Origin of the sequence: Hydrogenophaga intermedia (assembly GCF_000723405.1) — a bacterium.
In the GTDB taxonomy this organism is placed as follows: Bacteria; Pseudomonadota; Gammaproteobacteria; order Burkholderiales; family Burkholderiaceae_C; genus Hydrogenophaga; species Hydrogenophaga intermedia.
The window spans coordinates 1-21006 of the sequence record NZ_CCAE010000031.1 but is presented as its reverse complement, the minus strand read 5'-3'; the positions used below and the strand labels follow the sequence as shown (position 1 = coordinate 21006).

The following is a 21006-nucleotide window of genomic DNA, read 5'->3' as shown; positions in this document are numbered from 1 at the left end:
GGTCTGCTGGCCGGTGGTTGCCACGTTCCGTGGCAGCGCCCCGCCCTGCGGTTCCCGCGGCCTTCAGCCCTTGCGCAGGCCCAGCCACATCACCGTGGCCACGACGATCAGGCCACCTGCCACCTGGATCGCCGCGATCGATTGCCCCAGGAACACCCAGGCCAACACCAGCGCGAAGATGGGCTCGATGTTCATGATGGCCGAGTTGCCCACCACGCCCAGGCGGGGGAGCACGGTGAACATGATGGTGAAGGCCGTGCCGTAGAGAAAGGTCAGGCCCAGCAGCCCCCACCAACCGGGCAGCGCGTTCGGAAAATGCAACCCGCCCTGCGTGGCACTGGCGGCCAGCGCGATCACGGCGACGATGCCCATGGTGGTGGCCGTGCGCAGGCGGCCGTCCAGGTCGCCCGCCTCGTGTTGCGTGAACACCAGCGCCAGGCCGAAGCTGGCCGCCGCCGCCAGCGCGAAGCCCACGCCCACGCCGATGCGCGCCCAGTGCCCGCCCGCACCCAGGCCCGAGGCCGCGCCGGACACATCGAGCGCGAGCGCGAGGCCCAGCAGCATCAGCGGCATGGCCTTGAGGAGGTGGGGCGCCGGTTTCTGCCCGTACACGATGCGCGCCCACATCGCCGTCCACAAAGGGTAGGTGTTGAAGGCCAGCAGCGCCAGCGCCACCGGCAGGCGCGCCACGGCGGCGTACAGGCACAGGCTTTGCACACCCACCAGCAGGCCGATGGCGGGCAGCGCCTTGCGGTGGCGCGCCGTGAGCTGGAAGGGCACGCGGTAGAAGAGAAGGATGGCCGTGACCACCAGCGCCGTGACGCCGCTGCGAAAGGTGACGGCCGTGGCCACGGTGACGCCGTGGTCGAAAGCCAGGCGCGCGGCCACGTGATTGGCGCCCATCATGAAGGCGATGAGCAGCAGAGTGGCGAAGGCGGTGCGCGACAGGCTTTGTGACATGGCGAGGTCCGGCGACGACAACAAGCGAGGGGACAAAAACAAAGGCGCCCCGAAGGGCGCCTTGTCGATGTGAACATCTGGCGGAGCGAGAGGGATTCGAACCCTCGATGAGGCTCTACACCCCATACTCCCTTAGCAGGGGAGCACCTTCGGCCACTCGGTCATCGCTCCGCGAAAGCACGCATTATGCCCCAAAGCTCACGCAGGCCAGCGCTTGGTCAGGCGCTGATCGTGTCGGCGGTGCGGTCGAGATCGAACTCGCGGTGCAGCGCGCGCACGGCCAGCTCCATGTACTTCTCGTCGATGACCACCGAGGTCTTGATCTCCGAGGTGGAGATCATCTGGATGTTGATGCCTTCGTTGCTGAGGCAGCGGAACATGCGGCTGGCCACGCCCACATGGCTGCGCATGCCGATGCCCACGATGCTGACCTTGCAGATGCGGTTGTCACCCACCACGTCGGCGGCTCCGAGCGCAGGCACCACCTGTGCTTTGAGCAAGTCGAGCGTCTTCTGGTAGTCGTTGCGGTGCACCGTGAAGCTGAAGTCGGTCTTTCCGTCCTTGCTCAGGTTCTGGATGATGACGTCGACCTCGATGTTGGCGTCGGCCACCGCGCCCAGGATCTGCGCGGCGATGCCGGGCTTGTCGGGCACGCCGAGCACCGAGACCTTGGCCTCGTCGCGGTTGAACGCAATGCCGGAAACGACGGCTTGTTCCATTTGTTCGTCTTCCTCAAAAGTGATCAGGGTGCCGGAGGCGGCCTCTTCGGCGAGGTCGATGTCCCAGGGCGTGAAGCTGGAGAGCACGCGCAGCGGCACCTGGTACTTGCCGGCGAATTCCACCGAGCGGATCTGCAGCACCTTGGAGCCCATGCTGGCCATCTCGAGCATCTCCTCGAAGCTCACGCGCAGCAGGCGGCGCGCCTCGGGCACCACGCGCGGGTCGGTGGTGTAGACGCCATCGACGTCGGTGTAGATCAGGCACTCGGCGGCCTTGAGCGCCGCGGCCACGGCCACGGCCGAGGTGTCGCTGCCGCCACGACCCAGCGTGGTGATGTTGCCGTCACCGTCGATGCCCTGGAAGCCGGTGACGATGACCACCTTGCCCGCCTCCAGGTCGGCGCGCACGCGGGCGTCGTCGATCGATTCGATGCGGGCCTTGGTGTAGGCGTCGTTGGTCTTGATGGGCACCTGCCAGCCGGCGTAGCTCACGGCGTCCATGCCTTCGGCCTGCAGCGCAATGGCCAGCAGCGCGGAGGAGGCCTGCTCGCCGGTGGAAGCCAGCATGTCGAGCTCTCGGCCGTGGGCCTTCCCCGGTTTGGCCGGCGCCAGTTCCTTGGCGAGGCCGAGCAGGCGGTTGGTTTCGCCGCTCATGGCGCTGGGCACCACCACCATCTGGTGGCCGGCCTTGTGCCATTTGGCGACGCGACGCGCCACGTTGCGGATGCGTTCGGTCGACCCCATGGAGGTGCCGCCGTACTTGTGAACGATGAGGGCCATTTGGAATGGAGAAGGGACGCGGCGCGTCGTGTCCTTCAGGGCTTCATCGGGGCGCGCGCCGCATAGCCACAGGGGCCGGGCAAAACCGCGGGATTATACCGAGGGGGTGTAGGCCAGGCACTCACCGTCACGCTTCACGAAGCCGTCGGCCACCTTGATCCGGATGGCGTGTCCGCGCGTGCGGCAGGCGTGGACCTGGTCGAGCAGTTCGTCGAGCTGCGCGGCGCTGGGCGCCACGCCGTGCGCGCGGCGCAGCCAGTGCCGCAGGGCGTTGGCCTGCCGGTCGCGTGAGAGGCCTTGCAGCCCAACGAGGCTTGGCGGCTCGCCGATGGCGAGCAGATCGATCGAGGCCAGTTCGTCGAGCAGGCGCTGCGCCTGCGCGGCATGCGCGGCACTGCGCGCGAGCGCGGCACGGTAGCCGGGAAAGGCGCGCGCCCAGGCCGGCATCAGTTGCGCGCGGATGCGGTTGCGCGTGTAGCGCTCGTCGCCATTGCTGGGGTCGTCGACGAAGCGCTGGTCGCGAGCCATCAAGGCTTCGCGCAAGCTGTGCGAGGGCACGCCGAGCCAGGGGCGGCCGAAACGCTGTCCGTGGCGCTCGAAGGCCTCGGGCATGGCGGCCAGGCCGGGCAGACCCGCGCCGCGCGAGAGCGCGAGCAGCACGGTCTCGGCCTGGTCGTCGCCGTGCTGCGCCACCAGTACCCAGCCGATGCCCTGCCCTTTCGCCAGTTCGGCCAATGCGGCGTAGCGCGCGAGCCGGGCCGCGTCCTCGGGGCTCTGGCCTGCGGCGTGCCGGGCGTTCACCCGCGCCACGTGCACCGGCAGGCCCAACGAAGACGCGAGTTCGCGCACGCAGACCTCGAAATCATCGGCCGCGTCTTGCAAGCCGTGGTGCACGTGCAGCGCAACGCAGCGCCCCGGCCAGCGCGCGTGCGCGGCCAACAGCAAGGCCACCGAGTCGGCCCCGCCGCTGCAGGCGATGCCGATCGGCGCGCTGTCCTGATCGATGGAATGCCGCGCCGCCCAGTCACCGAGCTCGTCGGCGCCGGGCCATCCGTTCGCCTCAGCGACGGTCTTTGACGTCGGCCTTGGTGTCGGTGAAGCGGCCATAGCCATCGAGGCGCGCATGGCGGCGCTCCAGCAGTTCCTTCACCTTGAGGTCGGCCACCTGGCGGTAGGCGTCGGCCAGGGCGCGCTTGAGGAAGGCGGCCATCTGTTTGTGGTCGCGGTGCGCACCGCCCACGGGCTCGTTGACGATCTTGTCGACCAGGCCCAGGGCCTTGAGTCGGTGCGCGGTGATGCCCAGGGCTTCGGCCGCGTCGCTCGCGCGCTCGCTGGTTTTCCAGAGGATGGAGGCACAACCCTCGGGGCTGATGACCGAGTACACCGAGTACTGCAGCATCAGCACCTGATCGGCCACCGCGATGGCCAGGGCACCGCCGGAGCCGCCCTCGCCGATGATGGTGGAGATGATGGGCACCTCGAGCTGCGCCATCTCGAAGATGTTGCGGCCGATGGCCTCGGACTGACCGCGTTCTTCGGCGTCGATGCCGGGGTAGGCGCCGGGCGTGTCGACGAAGGTGAAGACCGGCAGCTTGAACTTCTCGGCCAGCTTCATCAGCCGCAGGGCCTTGCGGTAGCCCTCGGGCTTGGTCATGCCGAAGTTGCGCAGGCCACGCTCTTTCGTGTCGCGGCCTTTCTGGTGGCCGATGACCATGCAGGGCTGGCCGTTGAAACGCGCCATGCCGCAGACGATGGACTGGTCGTCCGCGAAGTGGCGATCACCGTGCAGCTCGACGAAGTGCGTGAAGATCTCGCGCACGTAGTCCAGCGTGTAGGGCCGGTCGGCGTGGCGCGCGATCTTGGTGATCTGCCACGGCGAGAGATTGCTGTAGATGTCCTTGGTGAGCTGCTGGCTCTTGGAGGCGAGCTTGTCGATCTCTTCGGAGATGTCGACCGCCGACTCGGTCTGCACGTAACGCAGTTCCTCGATCTTGGATTCGAGCTCCGCGATCGGTTGCTCGAAGTCGAGAAAGTTCTTCTTGGCCAAAGTTGGCTCCTTTTCCGATGACTCAATAGCTCACTGGGAGCGGATCGAGCGACCGCCAAATATACCAAGTGGCCACGCTGCAGAACGGGGCCCAGGACCCCGCGACTTCGCGGATCTCGCTGCGGCTGACGGGCTCACCCGAAAAGTAAGCCTGACTGATGCCCGTCTGCAAGCCGATATCGTCCAGCGGTAGCACATTGGGCCTCATCAGGTGGAAGATGAGGAACATCTCGGCGGTCCAGCGGCCGATGCCGCGGATGGCCACGAGCTCGGTGATGATGGCCTCGTCGTCCATCTCGGGCCAGTCGCTCACGCGCACGCGCTTGTCGGCAAAGTGCAGCGCCAGGTCGACCAGGTACTCGACCTTGCGCGCCGACAGGCCGGACGCGCGCATGTCGTCCACCTTGAGCTTGAGCACCTGCGCGGGCGTCATCTTGCGCGTGAGCGATTCGAACCGGTCCCACACGGATTGCGCGGCCTTCACCGAGATCTGCTGGCCCACGATGCTGCGCGCCAGCGTGACGAACGCGTCGCCACGCGATTGCAGGCAGACATCGGGGTGGCGCGGGATGAGTTTCTTCATCACGCGGTCGCGCTTCATCAGGTGCTTGCAGGCGTCCTGCCAATACTCAGGCTCAGGCACAGTCAACACGGTGCTCATCAGACGCGTTCCCAGGTGGTGCCGGCGGCGCTGTCCTTGAGGACGATGCCCGCGTCCAGCAATTCCTTGCGGATGCGGTCGGCCTCGGCGAAGTCCCTGGCCAGCTTCGCGCTCGCGCGGTCGGCGATCTTCGCTTCGATGACCGCACCAACGAGTTCGTCGGAGGCGCCACCGCCTTGCAGGTACTTGACGGGATCGGCCTGCAGCAACCCCAGCACACCGCCGAGCGCGCGCAGCAGACCGGCCTGGCGTGGGTCCTTGCCGCGGTTGATCTCGCTCGCGAGGTCGAACAGCACGCTGAGCGCGACCGGCGTGTTGAAGTCGTCGTCCATCGCGGCCTTGAAACGCGCGGCGAAGGGATCGGCCCAGTCCATGGCGACGTCCGCCGCCTTTACCGCCGACAGTGCCGTGTACAGCCGCTTGAGCGCGGCGCGCGCGTCATCGAGGTGGGCGTCACTGTGGTTGAGGGGGCTGCGGTAGTGGGCGCGCAGCATGAAGAAACGCACCGTCTCGGCGTCGTACCGCTGCAGCACCTCGCGGATGGTGAAGAAGTTGCCCAGGCTCTTGGACATCTTCTCGTTGTCGACGTTGACGAAGCCGTTGTGCATCCACACCTTGGCCAGCGGCACGCCGTTGGCACCCTCACTCTGCGCGATCTCGTTCTCGTGGTGCGGGAACTGCAGGTCGGCGCCGCCGCCGTGGATGTCGAAGGTTTCGCCCAGCAATGCGCACGACATGGCCGAGCATTCGATGTGCCAGCCCGGGCGACCACGGCCGTAGGGCGAGTCCCACTGCGCGTCGGCGGGCTCCTCGGGCTTGGCGGCCTTCCACAGCACGAAGTCCAGTGGGTCGTCCTTGCCCTGCGCCACGGCCACGCGCTCGCCCGCGTTGAGCTCGTCCAGCGTCTTGCCCGAGAGCTTGCCGTAGCCCGGGAAGCGGCGCACCGCGTAGTTCACGTCGCCGTCGCCACTGCGGTAGGCCAGGTTCCTTTCTTCCAGCCTGCGCACGATGTCGAGCATCTGCGGCACGTAGTCGGTGGCGCGTGGGTCGTGCGTGGGACGCGCGATGCCCAGCGCGTCGAAGTCCTCGTACATCGCGGCGATCATGCGGTCGGTGAGCGCGCGCACCGATTCGCCGTTCTGCACGGCGCGGCGGATGATCTTGTCATCGATGTCGGTGATGTTGCGCACGTAGGTGACGCGGTACCCGGTGGCCTCGAGCCAGCGGCGGGCCACGTCGAAAGCGATGTTGGAGCGCGCATGGCCCACGTGGCACAGGTCGTAGACCGTGATGCCGCAGACGTACATGCGCACGTGGCCGGGCTCGATGGGCGCGAAAGGCTCGAGCCGGCGCGTCAGGGTATTGTGGATATGCAGGGTCATCGCAAGGCGCAGGACGGGTGCGGTGCCGACCGCCTCGAGCCGCGTCCACAAGCGCGGCGCCTCACGGGTCCGGCGCCCCGCAGGCACGGTCTGATGCGACCGGCTCGCCGGTACCCCTCAGATACAATGCATCAGTATATCGACGCCCATCACGCGCTCACACGCGCCAGTGGGCGCCACTGGTCGGGCACCTGCTTCGCCCGGCGCATCCCATGAGGTTCCATGTCCCACCGAGCTTCACCGCCGGACCGCGCCGTCTCCGCCTTTTCCCGCTTCCTCGCCCGCGCCTTGCTGGCCGGCCTGATGCTGGCCCTGCCCTGGCTGGCGCAGGCCCAGTCACCCAGCATTCCCTTGCCCTCGGCATACGACGAGGTTTCACGCCTTCTGCGAGCCAATCAGCTCGACCAGGCCCTTGCCCGCGCGCAAGACTACCTGCGCACCAACCCGCGCGATCCGCAGATGCGCTTCCTGATGGGCGTGACGCAGAACCAGAAAGGCGACAGCGCCGCCGCGCAGGAGACCTTCACCAGCCTCACGCAGGACCACCCCGAACTGCCCGAACCGCACAACAACCTGGCCGTGCTGCACGCCGCTGCCGGCCGTTATGACGAGGCCCGCGTGGCACTGGAAGCCGCGCTGCGCGCCAACCCGGGCTACGCGGTGGCGCTTGAAAACCTGGGCGACGTGTACGCGCGCCTGGCCGAACGCGCCTGGCAACGTGCGCAGTCGCTCGATGCGCGCAATCCGCGCCTCGCCCCCAAGCTCAAGGCCGTGCAAGGCCTGCTCGACTCACCTACCCGCTGAGGATCTCTTCATGATGCTGCAACGCCGCGCCCTGGCCCGCCTGGCCGCCGGGCTTGCCACCACCCTGGCGCTCTCCCTCCCACTGGCTGCCTACGCTCAGGACAAGGCACCGCGCGTGCGCCTGAGCACTTCGCTCGGCGACATCGTGGTCGAGCTGGACGCCGCCAAGGCACCGAAGACGGTCGAGAACTTCCTGCAGTACGTCAACGACAAGCATTACGACGGCACCGTGTTCCACCGCGTGATCGGCAACTTCATGATCCAGGGCGGCGGCTTCGGTGCCGACATGCAGCAGAAGGCCACGCGCGCGCCGATCCCGCTCGAAGCCTCCAACGGCCTGAAGAATGACCGCGGCACCATCGCCATGGCGCGCACCAGCAACCCGAACTCCGCGACCTCGCAATTCTTCATCAACGTGGTCGACAACGCGGGCCTCAACGCGCCCTCGCCCGATGGCCACGGCTACACCGTGTTCGGCAAGGTCGTTGCCGGCATGGACGTGGTCGACAAGATCCGCGCGGTACCGGTCGGCAATCGCGGCATGCACCAGAACGTCCCCCAGACCCCCGTCACCATCGTCAAAGCCAGCCTGGAGAAATGAACATGGCCAATCCGCAAGTCGAACTGCACATCGCCGGCATGGGCGTCATCACGCTCGAACTCGATGCCGAGAAAGCCCCGCAGTCCACCGCCAACTTCCTGGCCTACGTCAACAAGGGGCACTACAACAACACCGTGTTCCACCGCGTGATCCCCGGCTTCATGGTCCAGGGTGGCGGCTTCGAGCCGGGCATGAACCAGAAGCCCACCGATGCGCCGATCCAGAACGAGGCCAACAATGGCCTCAAGAACGACGTCTACACCGTCGCCATGGCGCGCACCAGCGACCCGCACTCGGCCACGGCGCAGTTCTTCATCAACGTCGCCAGCAACGGCTTCCTCAACCACACCGCGCCCAGCGCGCAAGGCTGGGGCTACGCCGTGTTCGGCAAGGTGGTCGCGGGCAGCGAAATCGTCAAGCAGATCGAAGGCCTGCCCACGGGCCGCCGCGGCTTCCACGACGACGTGCCCAAAACCGATGTCGTGATCGAGAAAGCCGTCGCTATCTAAGTGAAACACCCCTGCCGCGCTTCGCGCGACCCCCTCAAGGGGGCGACACCTGCGGCCTGGCAAAGCCAGTTCCGCGGTGTCTCTGGCGGGGGTCACGGCAACTGACAAGGACATGGCCGAGCGCTTCCCCGAGCTGGTGGCGCCCGCGCCGTGGCGCACGGTCGAGCTGATCTCTGACCTGCACCTGCACGCGGGCGACGCCGCCACGCATGGCGCGTGGCTCGCTTACCTGGCGCGCGCGCCGCGCCCCGATGCACTCATCATCCTGGGCGACCTGTTCGAGGTCTGGGTCGGCGACGACCTGCTCGCCCCCGATGAGGACAGTGACGACGATCGCCGCTTCTGGCGTGGCTGCGCGCAGGCGCTGAACGCCTTCGCGCAGCGGGTGCCCACCTTCTTCATCGCCGGCAACCGCGATTTCCTGCTGGGCCCCGCCGGCCTGGCCGCCTGCGGCATGACCGGCCTGCACGACCCGACCGTGCTGGTGTTCGCTGGCCGGCGTTGGCTGCTAAGCCACGGCGACGCGCTGTGCCTGGCCGACACCGACTACCAGGCCTTCCGCGCCCAGGTACGCGGCACCGACTGGCAACGCGACTTCCTCTCGCGTCCACTGGCCGAGCGCCAGGCCATCGCACGCGACCTGCGCGCGCGCAGCGAGGCGCGCAAGCGCACGCTGGGCCCTGACCCCAGCCTGTGGGCCGACATCGATGGCCCGGCCGCCAGCGATTGGCTCGCGCGCGCCGACGCGGCCACGCTCATTCACGGGCACACCCACCGCCCCGGCGAGCACGACCTGGGCCAGAGGCGCCAGCGCATCGTGCTCAGCGACTGGGACGCGAACGCCCGACCAGCGCGCGCCGAGGCGCTGCGCCTCAGCGCCGATGGCAGCGCGCGACGGGTACCTCTTACATGAGCTGGTTCGCCTCCCTTCGGCGCCGCTGGCGCCGGCCCGCCCCCGTGCCGGACGGCCTGTGGCGTGACACGCTCGCGGCCCTGCCCTTCCTCGCAGCGCTGGATGGCGCCGAACTCACCCGCTTGCGCGTGCTCTGCCAGCACTTCCTGGCCGAGAAGGAATTCAGCGGCGCCAACGGCCTGGTGGTCACCGACGCCATGGCCCTGTCCATTGCAGCCCAGGCCTGCCGGCCGCTGCTGCACCTGCACGGGCCGGATGGCCGCCCCGTGCGGCACCCACCCGATCTGCTCGACTGGTACGACGATTTCGTCGGCATCGTGCTGCAACCGGGCGCGGTGCTCGCGCGCCGCGAGGTACGCGATCACGCGGGCGTGGTGCATGAGTACACCGAGGCCCTGGCCGGCGAGGCCATGGACGGCGGGCCGCTGATGCTGAGCTGGGAAGATGTGGCCAGCGCGGGCGAACGCGCCGCGATCGGCCACAACGTGGTCATCCACGAATTCGTGCACAAGATGGACATGCGAGAGTTGCAGGTGGGCGAGCACCCCCAGGGCGCGCCCACCCTGCCCGATGGCTTCCTGAACACCCGCGATACGCGGGCAGCGCGAGCGCACTGGCAACGCGTGATGAAAGACGCCTACGAAGGATTTCGCGAGGCCGTGGCCCTGGCCGAACGCTTCGGCGGCGAGCCACCCTGGCTGGACGACTACGCGGCCAAGGACCCGGCGGAGTTCTTCGCGGTGACCTGCGAGGCCTACTTCGTGAGCCGCGAGCGCTTCGGGCGGGGGTTCCCCGCCCTGCTCACGCTCTACGACGGCTTCTTCAACGCTTCAGCAGCGTCTTGAGCGTGGCCTGCAGGCGCCGCGCCGACTTCTCGTCGTGCGCGCCCGCGAGCACCTGGGCCACGTCCTGCGCCCAGGTCTCGGCCGGCGACGGCGCGTTGCGGCGTGTGAGCAACTGCAGTTGCAGCAAGCGGCGCTCGCTCAGGTGTTCGGCCGGCGTGGGCGCCTCGGCGGCGATCTCCAGGCGCAGCAGAGCTTCGGCGGACGGGTTGCCCGCAGGTTGCCCCAAGGCCGCGGCCCAGGCCGCGCGCTGAGCGGGCGCCACGCGCCCACCCAGGGCCTGAGCGGCGGGCAGTTGCTCCGCGTCGCGCGCCTGCCAGGCGTCGAGCACCTGCGTGAGCACCTCGCCATGGGCCTGCTCGGCCAAGCGGCGCAGGCTGGACTGCGCCGCCTCCATGGCCTGGCGCTGTGCACGGAATGCGGTGTCGCCCAGGCGCAGGCCGCGCGGTTCGCGGTCATCGCGGAAATCACGGCGATCCCGGCTGTCGCGACCGTCTCTGAAATCGCGGCCATCACGACCGCCCCGGGCATCGGGACGGCCGGGTCGGCCATCGCGCCGGACGTCGCGGGACGCGGGTTCGCTCTTCTTCGCGCCAGGGCGGTCGTCGCCGCGCATGGCGACAAGCTTGCGCGGCGCGGCCTCGGGGGCGGACTTGGCCGGCGTGGTGTCGGCGCCTTCGGCCGCGGTCGGTGCGCCCTCGGCTGCTGCCGAGCCGTCCGACGCGGCGGCAGCCGGTGCGGCGGCGGGCGGTGCCGCGCGCCCCGCCGCTTCCAGCGCCGCCATGGCCGCGCGGATGCGCTGCGCATCACCCGACTGCGTGGCTGCCTCGAGTTCGCGCGACGCGTCCAGCACGCGCTGATCGACCGCGCTGATTGCGCCGGCCTGCTGCTGGCGCTCGCTCGTCTTGCGTTCGAACGCGGCGTCGATGGGTGAGCGGAAAGCCTCCCACAGCTTCTGTTCCTGCTTGCGATCGAGCGGCACGGCGTGCGCCTCCGCCTGCCAGCGCTGCTGCAACGCCTTGACGGCGTCGATGCGCAGCGGCTGCGCCTGCGACAGCGCGCCCGCCTCGTCGATCAGCGCCTTGCGGCGCGCCACGCTCTCGGCCTGCGCGGCCTCCAGGCGCGCGTGCGCCTGGTGCATCGCGTCTTTCCAGATCGGCTGCACTTCGGCGAAGGCCTTCTCGCTCAGGTGGCCGGCTTGCCGCCAGCGCTCGGAGAAGGCGTGCAGTTCGCGCAGTTGCGCCTTCCAATCACTGCTCTGGGCGTGCGCCTCGGTCCAGGCCTTGAGCTCGTCGATGATGACCTGGCGCTGGGCGCGTGTGGCCTCGCTCTGCTGGCGCACTTGCGCGAGCCATGCCTCCACGCCCTTGTGCGCCTCGGTGCAGGCCTCGTCGAAGCGCTTCCACAGGGCGTGGTTGGGCGCGCCGCCCTGATCGGTGGTTTTCCACTGTTCGCGCAACTGGCGGATGGCCTCCTGCAGCTTGCGCCCGGAGGGCCGCTGGCCTTCGGGCGCCTGCGTGAGCGCCTCGGCCTTGCTCACGAGCTCCTCACGCAGCTGATCGGCGCGCCAGCGCTGCCAGCCTTCGAGTTCACCCGCCTGCGAGAGCACGGCGTGGGCGCGCGCTTCCAGCGCCTGGCCGATGAGGCGGCCATGCTGCTTGAGCAATTGGCGCAGATCGGCCGCTGCCTTGGGCGTGGCCTTGCCGTGGCCCTGGGCCACCTCGGCCTCCAAAGCTGCCACGGCCTTCTCGACGTCGGCGCCCGCGCGCTCGCGGCGCGCCTGTTGGGCCTGTTGCGCCTGTTCATTGGCGGCCTGCTGCTCGGCGGGGGGTACCCCACGCGCGGCGCGCAGCTCGTCGGCCCACACAGGCACGGCCGGCAGCGGCGCGCTGGTGTCGGAGTCGGCCGCCACAGCCTGGGCCAGGGCGGCGTCGAAGGCGTCCCACACCAGTTGCAATTGCTGGCGCGAGGCCTCGAGCATGGGCGGGAACTTGGCCTCGACGCTGGCCCACTGCGCGTCCTGCGTGAGGCCGCCGATCTGTTGCTGCCACTGCGCCACGTCGGCGCGCAGCGCGTCGGCGGCCTGCCGGGCGTCACGCCAGGGCTTGGTGGAGAGCACCTCGATGCGCTGGGCGATGAGCACCGCCGCCTCACGCTCGACCTGCACCGCGTGTTGCAGGTCTTCGATGGACTTGATGCGCTCGGCCAGTTGCTGGCGCAGCGTGGCCAGCGGTTCTCGCGACAGCGGCGCGCCCGCGCGAGCGGCGTCGCGCTGCCAGGCCAGCGCGTCGGCCAGGTTCAGGCGCGAGGCGGCGAGCAGGCCCTCGGCCTTGGCCGCCCACTCGGCGCCCGCCTGTTCCTGCGACTTCTGGCGCTTGAGTTCGTCGAGTTTCTCCTTCAGTGGCTTGGCCGCGCCGCGGTCGCGCTGGCTCAACTCCTTGAACACCTCATTCATGTGTTCGGCCGAGGGATCTGTGGCGAGCCAATCGCGCACGCGCGTGGCTCGCTCGCTCGCGGTGGCGGCCGAGAAGACGCCGCCGGTGAGCGCGTCCAGGGGGTGGGCGTTGGCGGATTTGGGGTTGGATGGGGTGTTCACGGCGGGCTGAGGGGCAGGCGTCTGGCGCGGAGAAAACAGCGACATGTGGTTGGGCAGCGGGCGCGCTCGGCGGCGCGCGACAAACGCGTATTGTCGCCGCAGCCGCGCGGGAATGCGTGCCGGAGTAACGGAGCGCCTTATCGCGGCGCGAGTTGCAGTTCCGCCTGCGGTTGCCACTGCCCGCCGCTGGCCGCGGTCTTGGGCGCGCCGAGGAACAGGCGGTCCTCGGGCAGGCGCTGGCTCGCCAGGAAGTCCTTCACCGCCATGGCGCGCGCCACGGCCAGATCGCGCATGGTGTCCGCCGTGGGCGTCTGGGCGGCCAGCAGCAGCGACTCCATTTCCTCCTGCGGGATGTCCTTGGCCAGACCGACGAAGTTGCGCGGCTTGGGGATGTCGGCGCGGCGGTAGACCTCGCGCAGCAGCTCGGGCCGCTCCTGCGCGCTCACGCTCACCTGGGGAGGGACTTCGCCACCGGCGCGCGCCAGGCGGCGGCGTTTCTCGGCCTGCAGCAGCGCGTCCAGGCGCGCGCGCTGCCAGCCGGCGCGTTCGGCTTCCAGGTCGCTGTGGCCCACGATCGTCACGCGCAACGCCGGCCGGTTCTCCAGCGCCTTGACCAGCGATTCCAGTTTCGTCCGCTGCGCATCGGCCAGGTCGGCGCGGCCGGGCGTGAAGTCCACCTGGCTGGCGGCGTCGGCACCACCGCCGGAGAAGGCGCTGGCGATGAGCGAGAACGGCGCGGTGATGGCCTTGCCGATGAGGTTGACGATGACGCGCACGATCACCGGGCCCAGGCGGAACTGCGGATCGTTGAGCGAGCCGCTGATGGGCAGGTTGATGTCGATCACGCCCGAGCGGTCGGCCAGCAGGGCCACGGCGAGCTTGACCGGCAAGTTGGCCGGGCTGTCGGGCACGCGCTCGCCGAAGGCGAGCTGGTTGAGGACGATCTGGTTGCTGGCCGTGAGCTGGCCGTTGGGCTCCACGCGGTAGGCCACGTCCACGCTGAGCTTGCCGCGTTCGATGCCGTAGCCCGCGTACTTCACGCTGTAGGGAGACAGCGGCGGCAATTCCAGGTCGCGCACCACGCCCTTGATGTCCAGCGCCAGCGGCTTGGCCAGCGGGTTGAGCTGGCCATTGATGTCCAGCGTGGCCGTGCCCTCGGCGCGGCCCTTGAGCGAGAGCGTGGCCATCTCGGGCGGCTGGCCGGGCGCGGCCGGCGTGCTGGAGAAGGCACTGAGTGAGCCCGTGACCTCGCTGAGGTTGGCGCTGTAGTTGGGGCGCACGAAACGGTCGGAGAACAGCACGCGGCCGTTGACGAGGCTGATGGGGCCGACGCGGATGTCGGGCGCGGGGCCGGATGACGGCGCGCTGGCGGCGGTGTTGGCGGGCGCGGCACTGGCCTCGGCGGACTCGCCTGGCGCGGGTTTGATCAGGTCCTGCAGGTTGAAGCGCCCGTTTTCATCGATGGCGATGCGCGCGTAGTAGTCGCTCAGCACCGTTTCGGCCACGTTCACCGACAGCGCCTGATTCGGCGCGCTGCGCACCCGCAGGCCGCGCACCTGCAGGGATTCCCACTGCAGCAGTTCCTCGCCGGGCGCCAGCGTGTTGGCGCGGAAGTCCTCCACCGCCACGTCCACGGCGGCCTCCACGCGCGGGCCGCTGGCAGGCAGGCTCAGGTCGATGTCGCCGCGCACGCTGGTGTCGGCGCGCAACAGCTCCAGGTTGAGGCGGTCGGCCAAATAGGGTTCGAGCGCGTGCACGGGGAAGCGCTCCACCCGCACGCGGCTGCGCCAGCGCAGGTCCGGACCGGCGCCCGCGGCGCCCGGCAGGCGCAGGCGCCCGTCGGCGAACACGGTGCCGGTGACCGGGGTCTCGCCGTCGGCCACGCGCAGCTTCAGGCTCAGCGGCATCTCGGGCGCGCGCGCGCCTGGCGCCTGCAGGTCCTGAAGGCGCACATCGAAACGGTCGAGGTTGAGCCGCACCGGGCGCACGCCCGCTTCGTCAATGAAGCCCACCCGGCCGCCTTGCAGGCGCAGATCGGCAACACGCCAGGCCCAGGGCGCTGCCTCGGGGTCGGGCGGCGGTTCGGCCGCTGGCGTTTTCAACCAGCGCTGCACCATCCACCGGCCCTGCGCATCGCGGTGCGCGTCGAGCTGGGGGTTGTCCAGTGCCACCTGCCCCACCTCGGCCCGACGCTGCGCCAGGTCCACGTTCACGTCGGCCAGGCGCAGACGGTCCAGCCGGGCCAGTGGGCGCTTCGCCGGGCCCAGGCGCAGCTTGTCCACCACCAATTCCGTCGCCTGCAGACTGAGCCGGTCGGCTTCGCCTTGGGCGCCGCGGGCCCAATCCAGCACCAGCGCGGCGCGCGCCGTGCCATTCAGTTCGGGTTCGAGCACCGCCGCCAGGTAAGGCGCGGCCAGCTGCAACCCCAGGGCGTCGAGCGTCGCGCGCAGTTGGGCGCGCTCGCCCGCGAACTCGCCCTCGGCCTTGAGCGAGGCCTCGCCCACTGCGGCGGCGAGTTGGATGCGCGCCGGATCGGTGACCGGCCAGGCGATCGGCGCCACCGTGAGGGAGTCGACGCGCAAATCCTGCTCGACCCGGGGCTTGACCGACTCGTCGCGCCAGCGCACCACGGCATCGCTCAACTCGAAACCTTGCATGGCCACCTGCCAGGCCGCCTGCGGGGCCGACGGCGCTGCCGGTGGGGTCTTGTCGGGGCCGGCGGGCGCGGCTTGTACGTTCGCCAGCAGCCGCTGGAGGTTGATCAGCCCCTGCGCGTCGCGCCGCAGGTCCAGCTCGGGCCCCTGCCAGCGCACCGCGCCCAGAGCCACGCGCCGCCGCAGCGGCTCCACGCGCTGCAGCGCAACGTCCAGGCGAGGTGATCGCAGCAGGGGCGGCCCATCGGCTTCGTCCAGCCGCAGGTTCGACACGCCCGCGTCGCCCGACACCACCAGGGTCGGCTCGGCATGCTGCTCGAAGTCCAGCGTCAGATCGAGGTGCAGGGCGCCCGTGGCCAGCCGCACCGGCAAGGCCTTCGGCCAGTACGGCAGGTAGGGTTTCAGGTCCAGCGTGGGAATCTGCAGGCGCGCGCGTGTCTGGCGATCCTCGGCGAAGGGGGTGGTGGCGGCTTGGCTGTCAAAGGCGCTGCCGTTGAGCGTGAAGGCCAGCCGAGGCTCGGTAACGACCTCCCGGCGCGAGCCGAGGCTGCTCAGGAAAGGCACCGTCAATTGCAGGGCGTCGAGCCGATGAGTGACGCCCACCGGCTCATCCACCACGCTGGCCTGCCCGTCCACGAGCTCTATATTGAATATGGCGAAGCGCGCGGGGCCGTCGCCCGGCCCGGCCGGGGCTGGCGCCTCGGCGGGCGCCAGGCGGGCCAGAAGGTCGTCGACGTCCCAGCGACCATCGCCCCGGTAGCGCAGCGCGAGCTGCGGCGTGTCGATGCGCAGCGCGTCGATCACTGGCGCCAGCCGCAGGAGGGATTGCAGCTCCGCATCCATATAGAGCTGCCGCACGGACAGCAGTGGGCCGTTCCCGGCGGCGTCGGCGACGCGGAGCCCGTCGACCCATAACTCCAGTGACCAGGGCCGCAGCCTGACCTGCTCCACCGTCACCGCGCGGCCCAGACGCTCACTCCCTTGCTTCTCCAACTGCCATTTCAACAGGGGCGGCACGCCCAGCCAGGCCAGCCCCCAGAGCAGCAGCAGGCCTGACAGCGCCCAGGCCAACCACCGCCCTAGGCGGGAACGCAAAGTACGTGAGGGAGCAGAAGGCGGGGTGTCCGTTGCGATGTCGGCCATGCGCGCAGTGTCGCGCAAGCCGCGCCCGCATCGCATGACAGGCCCCAGAAACAAGAAACCCCGACAGGAAACACCTGCCGGGGTTGACGGCGGGCAATGAAGCACTTGCCGTCGGGTGGGTGGTGGGAGGGTGATGTCCCGCCAGCCAGGGAGCAAGAGATTGCTCCCAAGGGAAGCCGTTCGATGGATCGCCACCGAGTCGGCTGATGCCGGTCTGCGACCGACCTGTGAAGACTACGCCGCACCACCGACGGAATCAAGGCACAGGCGTCGCTCCACCATGGAACTTTTCAATCGCGGCGCATCACCCCATTCCTGGGCGTCAAAACCCTGTTTTGCACCATGAAAGGCAGTGGGAAGCCGACCAACGGCAAGCCAGTGGCCGCCGCGCGCAAACCCGCGTGGCCATTGGCTTGCGCAGCGGCACCGCCAAATCCGACACGTCTGCTTACAGTTTTATATTACTAATTATTCTGCAAACAGCGTTCAAAACCATTGACTGGCTATTAACGTCTCCCTACCATCCGCCCACTTTTGCCCACGCGAGGGTAAACCCGACGCTGCCCACCCGGGCTCACTCAAGGCTCAAAGCGCTCCGCGCTGCCATCGAGAGCAACCCCAACGAGCGTCCCAGCCGATCCACGAACGGCGCGGACGACCAGCAAGGAGCGATCCATGAGGACCATCTCGCCGACGCCGCAGAAGAGCACGACCAGTGCCCTGGCATCGTCCCTGAACAACGCCGCGAACGACGTGTACCGCGGCTTCATCCACACCACGCAGAACAGCCTGGCCTTGCTGGGTACTGTTGCTGCGGTGGTGCTGCTCGTCTTCGGAATGCGCGCCGACCTGCGCGCCAGCGGCGAAGAGCGCCTGCTGAGCTGGCTGCTGCAGCGCCAAGAGGCGCAGCAACTGGTCGAACGCGAGGTCGACGTGGAACCCACGGCGATCGACCGCGTGACCGTGGCCAACCTGCGCGACCTGACCGACCAACAGGCCAAAGTGACGCAGTGGCTCAGCCGCAAGTACCGCGTGGCGCCCGAGCCCGTGGGCGCCCTGGTGGCCGAGGCCTACCAGATCGGCGAGCGCACCCGCCTGGATCCGACCCTGCTGCTGGCCGTGATGGCCATCGAATCGCGTTTCAACCCGTTCGCGCAGAGCCCCGTGGGCGCCCAGGGTCTGATGCAGGTGCTGACCCGCGTGCACACCGACAAGTACGAGGACTTCGGCGGCGAGCTCGCGGCTTTCGACCCGCTGTCGAACCTGCGGGTGGGCGCGCGCGTGCTGGAAGACGCCGTCAAGCGCTCCGGCTCGCTCGAAGGCGGCCTGCGGCTGTACGTGGGCGCCGTCACCACCGACGGCAGCTGGTACATCAACCGCGTGATGGCCGAGCACCTGCGCATCCAGCGCGTCGCCCAGGGCAAGCCGCTCAAGCACTTCGACACGCCGCCGCCTGTGCGCGCCATTCCGGTCAACGCACCGGCACCGGGTAGCGAGGTCGAGGCCGAAGTCCGGCCCAACGCCACGACGCCGCCGGTCACGGCCATCCCGTCCTGACGGTCTGCGGCGCACCACGTCGAGCGAGGGTCCGGCGGCCACCGCTCGGCTAAACTAACGTGGTGCGCAACTGGCGATAGGCGGCCATCCGATCAAGGAATCGGCCGTTGACGTGGACACCCGACTGCCCTTTCCGGGCGGCTGCCGGGACAACCACTGGGAAGCGCACCGCCCGTGCCGTCAGGCCGGGCGTTCAGCCGTTCGCCTGGGCAGCCCTTGCCGGACGCCATTCCAGCGCAAGGTTCCTCGTCATTCAGGACTGCCATGTACGACCGCCGAATCCTCATCGAACAGACCGATCCCGAGCTGTTTGCCGCCATCCAGGCCGAAAACGCCCGCCAGGAACGCCACATCGAGCTCATTGCGAGCGAGAACTACGCCAGCCCGGCCGTGATGGCCGCGCAGGGCACCCAGCTCACCAACAAGTACGCCGAGGGTTACCCCGGCAAGCGCTACTACGGCGGCTGTGAATTCGTCGACGTGGCCGAGCAGCTCGCCATCGACCGCATCAAGCAGCTCTTCGGCGCCGACGCCGCCAACGTGCAACCGCATTGCGGCGCGTCCGCCAACGAGGCTGTCTTCCTCGCCTTCCTCAAGCCGGGTGACACTATCATGGGCATGAGCCTGGCCGAAGGGGGTCACCTCACCCACGGCATGGCGCTCAACATGAGCGGCAAGTGGTTCAACGTCGTGTCCTACGGCCTCAACGCCCAGGAAGAGCTCGACTACGACGCCATGGAGCGCAAGGCTCACGAGACCAAGCCCAAGCTCATCATCGCGGGCGCCTCGGCCTACAGCCTGCGCATCGACTTCGCGCGCTTCGCCAAGGTGGCGAAAGACGTGGGCGCCATCTTCATGGTGGACATGGCGCACTACGCCGGCCTCATCGCTGCGGGGGTGTACCCCAACCCCGTGCCGCACGCCGACGTGGTCACCTCCACCACCCACAAGAGCCTGCGCGGCCCGCGCGGCGGCTTCATCCTCATGAAGGCCGAGCATGAGAAGGCCATCAACAGCGCCATCTTCCCCGGCCTGCAGGGTGGCCCGCTGATGCACGTCATCGCGGCCAAGGCGGTGGCCTTCAAGGAAGCGCTCTCGCCCGAGTTCAAGGTCTATCAGCAACAGGTGGCCAAGAACGCCCAGATCGTGGCGGAGACGCTCACCCAGCGCGGCCTGCGCATCGTCAGCGGACGCACCGAAAGCCACGTGATGCTGGTGGACCTGCGCGCCAAGGGCATCACCGGCAAGGAAGCCGAGGCTGTGCTGGGCGAGGCGCACATGACCATCAACAAGAACGCCATCCCCAACGACCCGGAGAAGCCGATGGTGACCAGCGGTGTGCGCATCGGTACCCCGGCCATGACCACGCGCGGCTTCAAGGACGAGGAAGCGCGCCTGACCGCCAACCTGGTGGCCGACGTGCTGGACAACCCGCGCGACCCGGCCAACATCGCTGCGGTGCGCGAGAAGGTCAACGCCCTGACCGCGCGCTTCCCGGTCTACCGCTGAGCCAGGAGCGGCGGCGATGCGGTGCCCCTTCTGCGGCCATCTCGAGACCCAGGTCGTCGAGACGCGGGTCTCGGAAGACGCCGGCTTCATCCGCCGCCGCCGCCGCTGCGGCCACTGCGAGAAGCGCTTCACCACCTACGAGCGGCCCGACGTCAGCTTCCCGATGGTGGTCAAGAAGGACGGCCGCCGCGTGGAGTTCGCACCCGACAAACTGCGGGCGTCTTTCGCGCTGGCCTTGCGCAAGCGCCCGGTGAGCACCGAGCAGGTCGATGCGGCCATCGAGCGCATCGAGGAAAAGCTGCTCAACCTGGGCGTGCGCGAGATCCCGGCCAACCGCATCGGGGAGATGGTGATGCGGGAGCTGAAAAAGCTCGACAAGGTGGCCTACATCCGGTTTGCGAGCGTGTACCGGAGTTTTGAGGACATTGACGAGTTCAGGGCGTTGGTGGATGAGGTGAAGCGATGACGAGCACATCGATTGCTGTACGAGCGCACACACAATAAAAAATAGTACATACGATGTATCGCCATACAAGGCATGTATCGCAACCGTTCGTCTCGCTGAGTTGGCACTTCGGCGCCTCTCCTAGGTGCCCTGAAGCTGCCCGCTGACAATCCGAGCGTGAAACATTCGCTCACCATCCAGCACCCAGGGTCCCGGCGTGAACAAGGCTTCACGCTGATTGAACTCATGGTGGTCATCATGATGGTCGCGGTGATCACCATGATCGCCGTGCCGAGTTGGCGCACCATGCAGGTCCGCAACGCAGTGCGAGCACTGGTAAACGACTACACAGTCTCCCTGTATTTGGCGCGCACTGAAGCGGTGCGGCGCAACACCCGCGTGTCGATCTGCCCCAGCAACGACGGTGCCAATTGCACCGACAGCGCCCTGGAAGCCGGGTGGATGGTAATTGTGGGTTTGCCCACTGACGCCAACCCAGACATCTTGCAAGACGTGCTGCCGCGAGCGCGCGTGCGCAGCGAATTCGCCAACAATGCACTGGCCAACCGCTCGATCACATTCTTGCCCAACGGCCAGCCGGCGCCTAACTTTGCGGGCAATACGCTACGCGTTTGCCCTACCGACGCCGACCTGGGGGCCCTTTCGCGCGAAGTGGCGCTCAACCGCACGGCGCGCATCAACCTGTCGAGTCCTGGTGCATGCAACATCCCAGCCATTCCATGACGCGCGCACTCGCCCGGCAGAAGGGTGCTTCGCTGCTCGAGGTGCTCATCACCATGTTAGTTGGTAAACGTTCCGCGAACCCACCTTGCGCCGTTGATGACGGCGTGTTGAAGATGGTTCTACGCGGCGGGGACGGCGGC

General features: G+C 68.7%; 17 protein-coding genes, 1 tRNA gene and 1 riboswitch. Of the genes, 9 read left to right on the top strand and 9 right to left on the bottom strand.

Annotation, left to right across the window (positions count from 1 at the left end):
* Positions 1–63: 63 nt before the first annotated feature.
* The 7 genes from BN948_RS16550 to cysS form a co-directional block, all read right to left on the bottom strand.
* Positions 64–960 (bottom strand): EamA family transporter, encoded by an 897-nt coding sequence (locus BN948_RS16550; protein WP_009520120.1) that lies wholly within the window; start codon positions 958–960, stop codon positions 64–66.
* 78 nt (positions 961–1038) lie between these two features.
* Positions 1039–1131, bottom strand: a tRNA-Ser gene (locus BN948_RS16545).
* A gap of 47 nt (positions 1132–1178) precedes the next feature.
* The gene (locus BN948_RS16540; protein WP_009520119.1) at positions 1179–2459 is read right to left on the bottom strand and encodes an aspartate kinase; all 1281 of its coding nucleotides are present in this window, start codon (positions 2457–2459) and stop codon (positions 1179–1181) included.
* Positions 2460–2552: 93 nt separating this feature from the next.
* Complete coding sequence (tilS, locus tag BN948_RS16535) at positions 2553–3584, bottom strand: tRNA lysidine(34) synthetase TilS (protein ID WP_236953926.1); 1032 nt, start codon at positions 3582–3584, stop codon at positions 2553–2555.
* Positions 3520–4506 carry an acetyl-CoA carboxylase carboxyltransferase subunit alpha gene (locus tag BN948_RS16530; RefSeq protein ID WP_009520117.1) on the bottom strand — a complete coding sequence of 329 codons (987 nt, stop codon included), beginning with the start codon at positions 4504–4506 and terminating at the stop codon, positions 3520–3522. Before BN948_RS16530 ends, tilS begins: the two co-directional genes overlap by 65 nt.
* Positions 4507–4528: 22 nt before the next feature.
* A complete protein-coding gene (locus BN948_RS16525) occupies positions 4529–5167 on the bottom strand; it encodes a DNA-3-methyladenine glycosylase family protein (RefSeq protein ID WP_009520116.1) in 639 nt (212 codons plus the stop codon).
* Positions 5167–6549, bottom strand: coding sequence for a cysteine--tRNA ligase (gene cysS, locus BN948_RS16520; protein ID WP_035622651.1), 1383 nt, complete (start codon positions 6547–6549; stop codon positions 5167–5169). Before cysS ends, BN948_RS16525 begins: the two co-directional genes overlap by 1 nt.
* Positions 6550–6771: 222 nt before the next feature.
* Here cysS and BN948_RS16515 point away from each other — a divergent pair, with 222 nt between their 5' ends.
* The 5 genes from BN948_RS16515 to BN948_RS16495 all read left to right on the top strand — a co-directional run bounded on the left by BN948_RS16515 (position 6772) and on the right by BN948_RS16495 (position 10221).
* Positions 6772–7353 (top strand): tetratricopeptide repeat protein, encoded by a 582-nt coding sequence (locus BN948_RS16515; protein WP_009520114.1) that lies wholly within the window; start codon positions 6772–6774, stop codon positions 7351–7353.
* A 10-nt stretch (positions 7354–7363) separates the two neighbouring features.
* Positions 7364–7954 carry a peptidylprolyl isomerase gene (locus BN948_RS16510; protein WP_009520113.1) on the top strand — a complete coding sequence of 197 codons (591 nt, stop codon included), beginning with the start codon at positions 7364–7366 and terminating at the stop codon, positions 7952–7954.
* A 2-nt stretch (positions 7955–7956) separates the two neighbouring features.
* Positions 7957–8463, top strand: a complete 507-nt coding sequence (locus BN948_RS16505) for a peptidylprolyl isomerase (RefSeq protein ID WP_009520112.1) — start codon at positions 7957–7959, stop codon at positions 8461–8463.
* Positions 8464–8575: 112 nt separating this feature from the next.
* Positions 8576–9376, top strand: a complete 801-nt coding sequence (locus BN948_RS16500; RefSeq protein WP_009520111.1) for a UDP-2,3-diacylglucosamine diphosphatase — start codon at positions 8576–8578, stop codon at positions 9374–9376.
* The gene (locus BN948_RS16495; protein ID WP_009520110.1) at positions 9373–10221 is read left to right on the top strand and encodes a M90 family metallopeptidase; all 849 of its coding nucleotides are present in this window, start codon (positions 9373–9375) and stop codon (positions 10219–10221) included. The genes BN948_RS16500 and BN948_RS16495 overlap by 4 nt, the downstream gene beginning before the upstream one ends.
* Here BN948_RS16495 and BN948_RS16490 read toward each other — a convergent pair.
* Positions 10199–12859 (bottom strand): DUF349 domain-containing protein, encoded by a 2661-nt coding sequence (locus BN948_RS16490; RefSeq protein ID WP_009520109.1) that lies wholly within the window; start codon positions 12857–12859, stop codon positions 10199–10201. The two genes, BN948_RS16495 and BN948_RS16490, sit on opposite strands and share 23 nt — an antisense overlap.
* 92 nt (positions 12860–12951) lie before the next feature.
* Positions 12952–16611 carry a DUF748 domain-containing protein gene (locus BN948_RS16485; protein WP_081921982.1) on the bottom strand — a complete coding sequence of 1220 codons (3660 nt, stop codon included), beginning with the start codon at positions 16609–16611 and terminating at the stop codon, positions 12952–12954.
* Between the two features lie 675 nt (positions 16612–17286).
* Here BN948_RS16485 and BN948_RS16480 point away from each other — a divergent pair.
* The 4 genes from BN948_RS16480 to BN948_RS25750 all read left to right on the top strand — a co-directional run bounded on the left by BN948_RS16480 (position 17287) and on the right by BN948_RS25750 (position 20866).
* Complete coding sequence (locus tag BN948_RS16480; RefSeq protein WP_009520107.1) at positions 17287–18168, top strand: lytic transglycosylase domain-containing protein; 882 nt, start codon at positions 17287–17289, stop codon at positions 18166–18168.
* A gap of 56 nt (positions 18169–18224) precedes the next feature.
* Positions 18225–18386: riboswitch (ZMP/ZTP riboswitch) on the top strand.
* 46 nt (positions 18387–18432) lie between these two features.
* Positions 18433–19677, top strand: a complete 1245-nt coding sequence (gene glyA / locus BN948_RS16475; protein WP_009520106.1) for a serine hydroxymethyltransferase — start codon at positions 18433–18435, stop codon at positions 19675–19677.
* A gap of 16 nt (positions 19678–19693) precedes the next feature.
* The gene (gene nrdR, locus BN948_RS16470) at positions 19694–20143 is read left to right on the top strand and encodes a transcriptional regulator NrdR (RefSeq protein ID WP_009520105.1); all 450 of its coding nucleotides are present in this window, start codon (positions 19694–19696) and stop codon (positions 20141–20143) included.
* Positions 20144–20299: 156 nt separating this feature from the next.
* Positions 20300–20866 (top strand): GspH/FimT family pseudopilin, encoded by a 567-nt coding sequence (locus BN948_RS25750; protein WP_138820297.1) that lies wholly within the window; start codon positions 20300–20302, stop codon positions 20864–20866.
* Positions 20867–21006 lie beyond the last annotated feature (140 nt).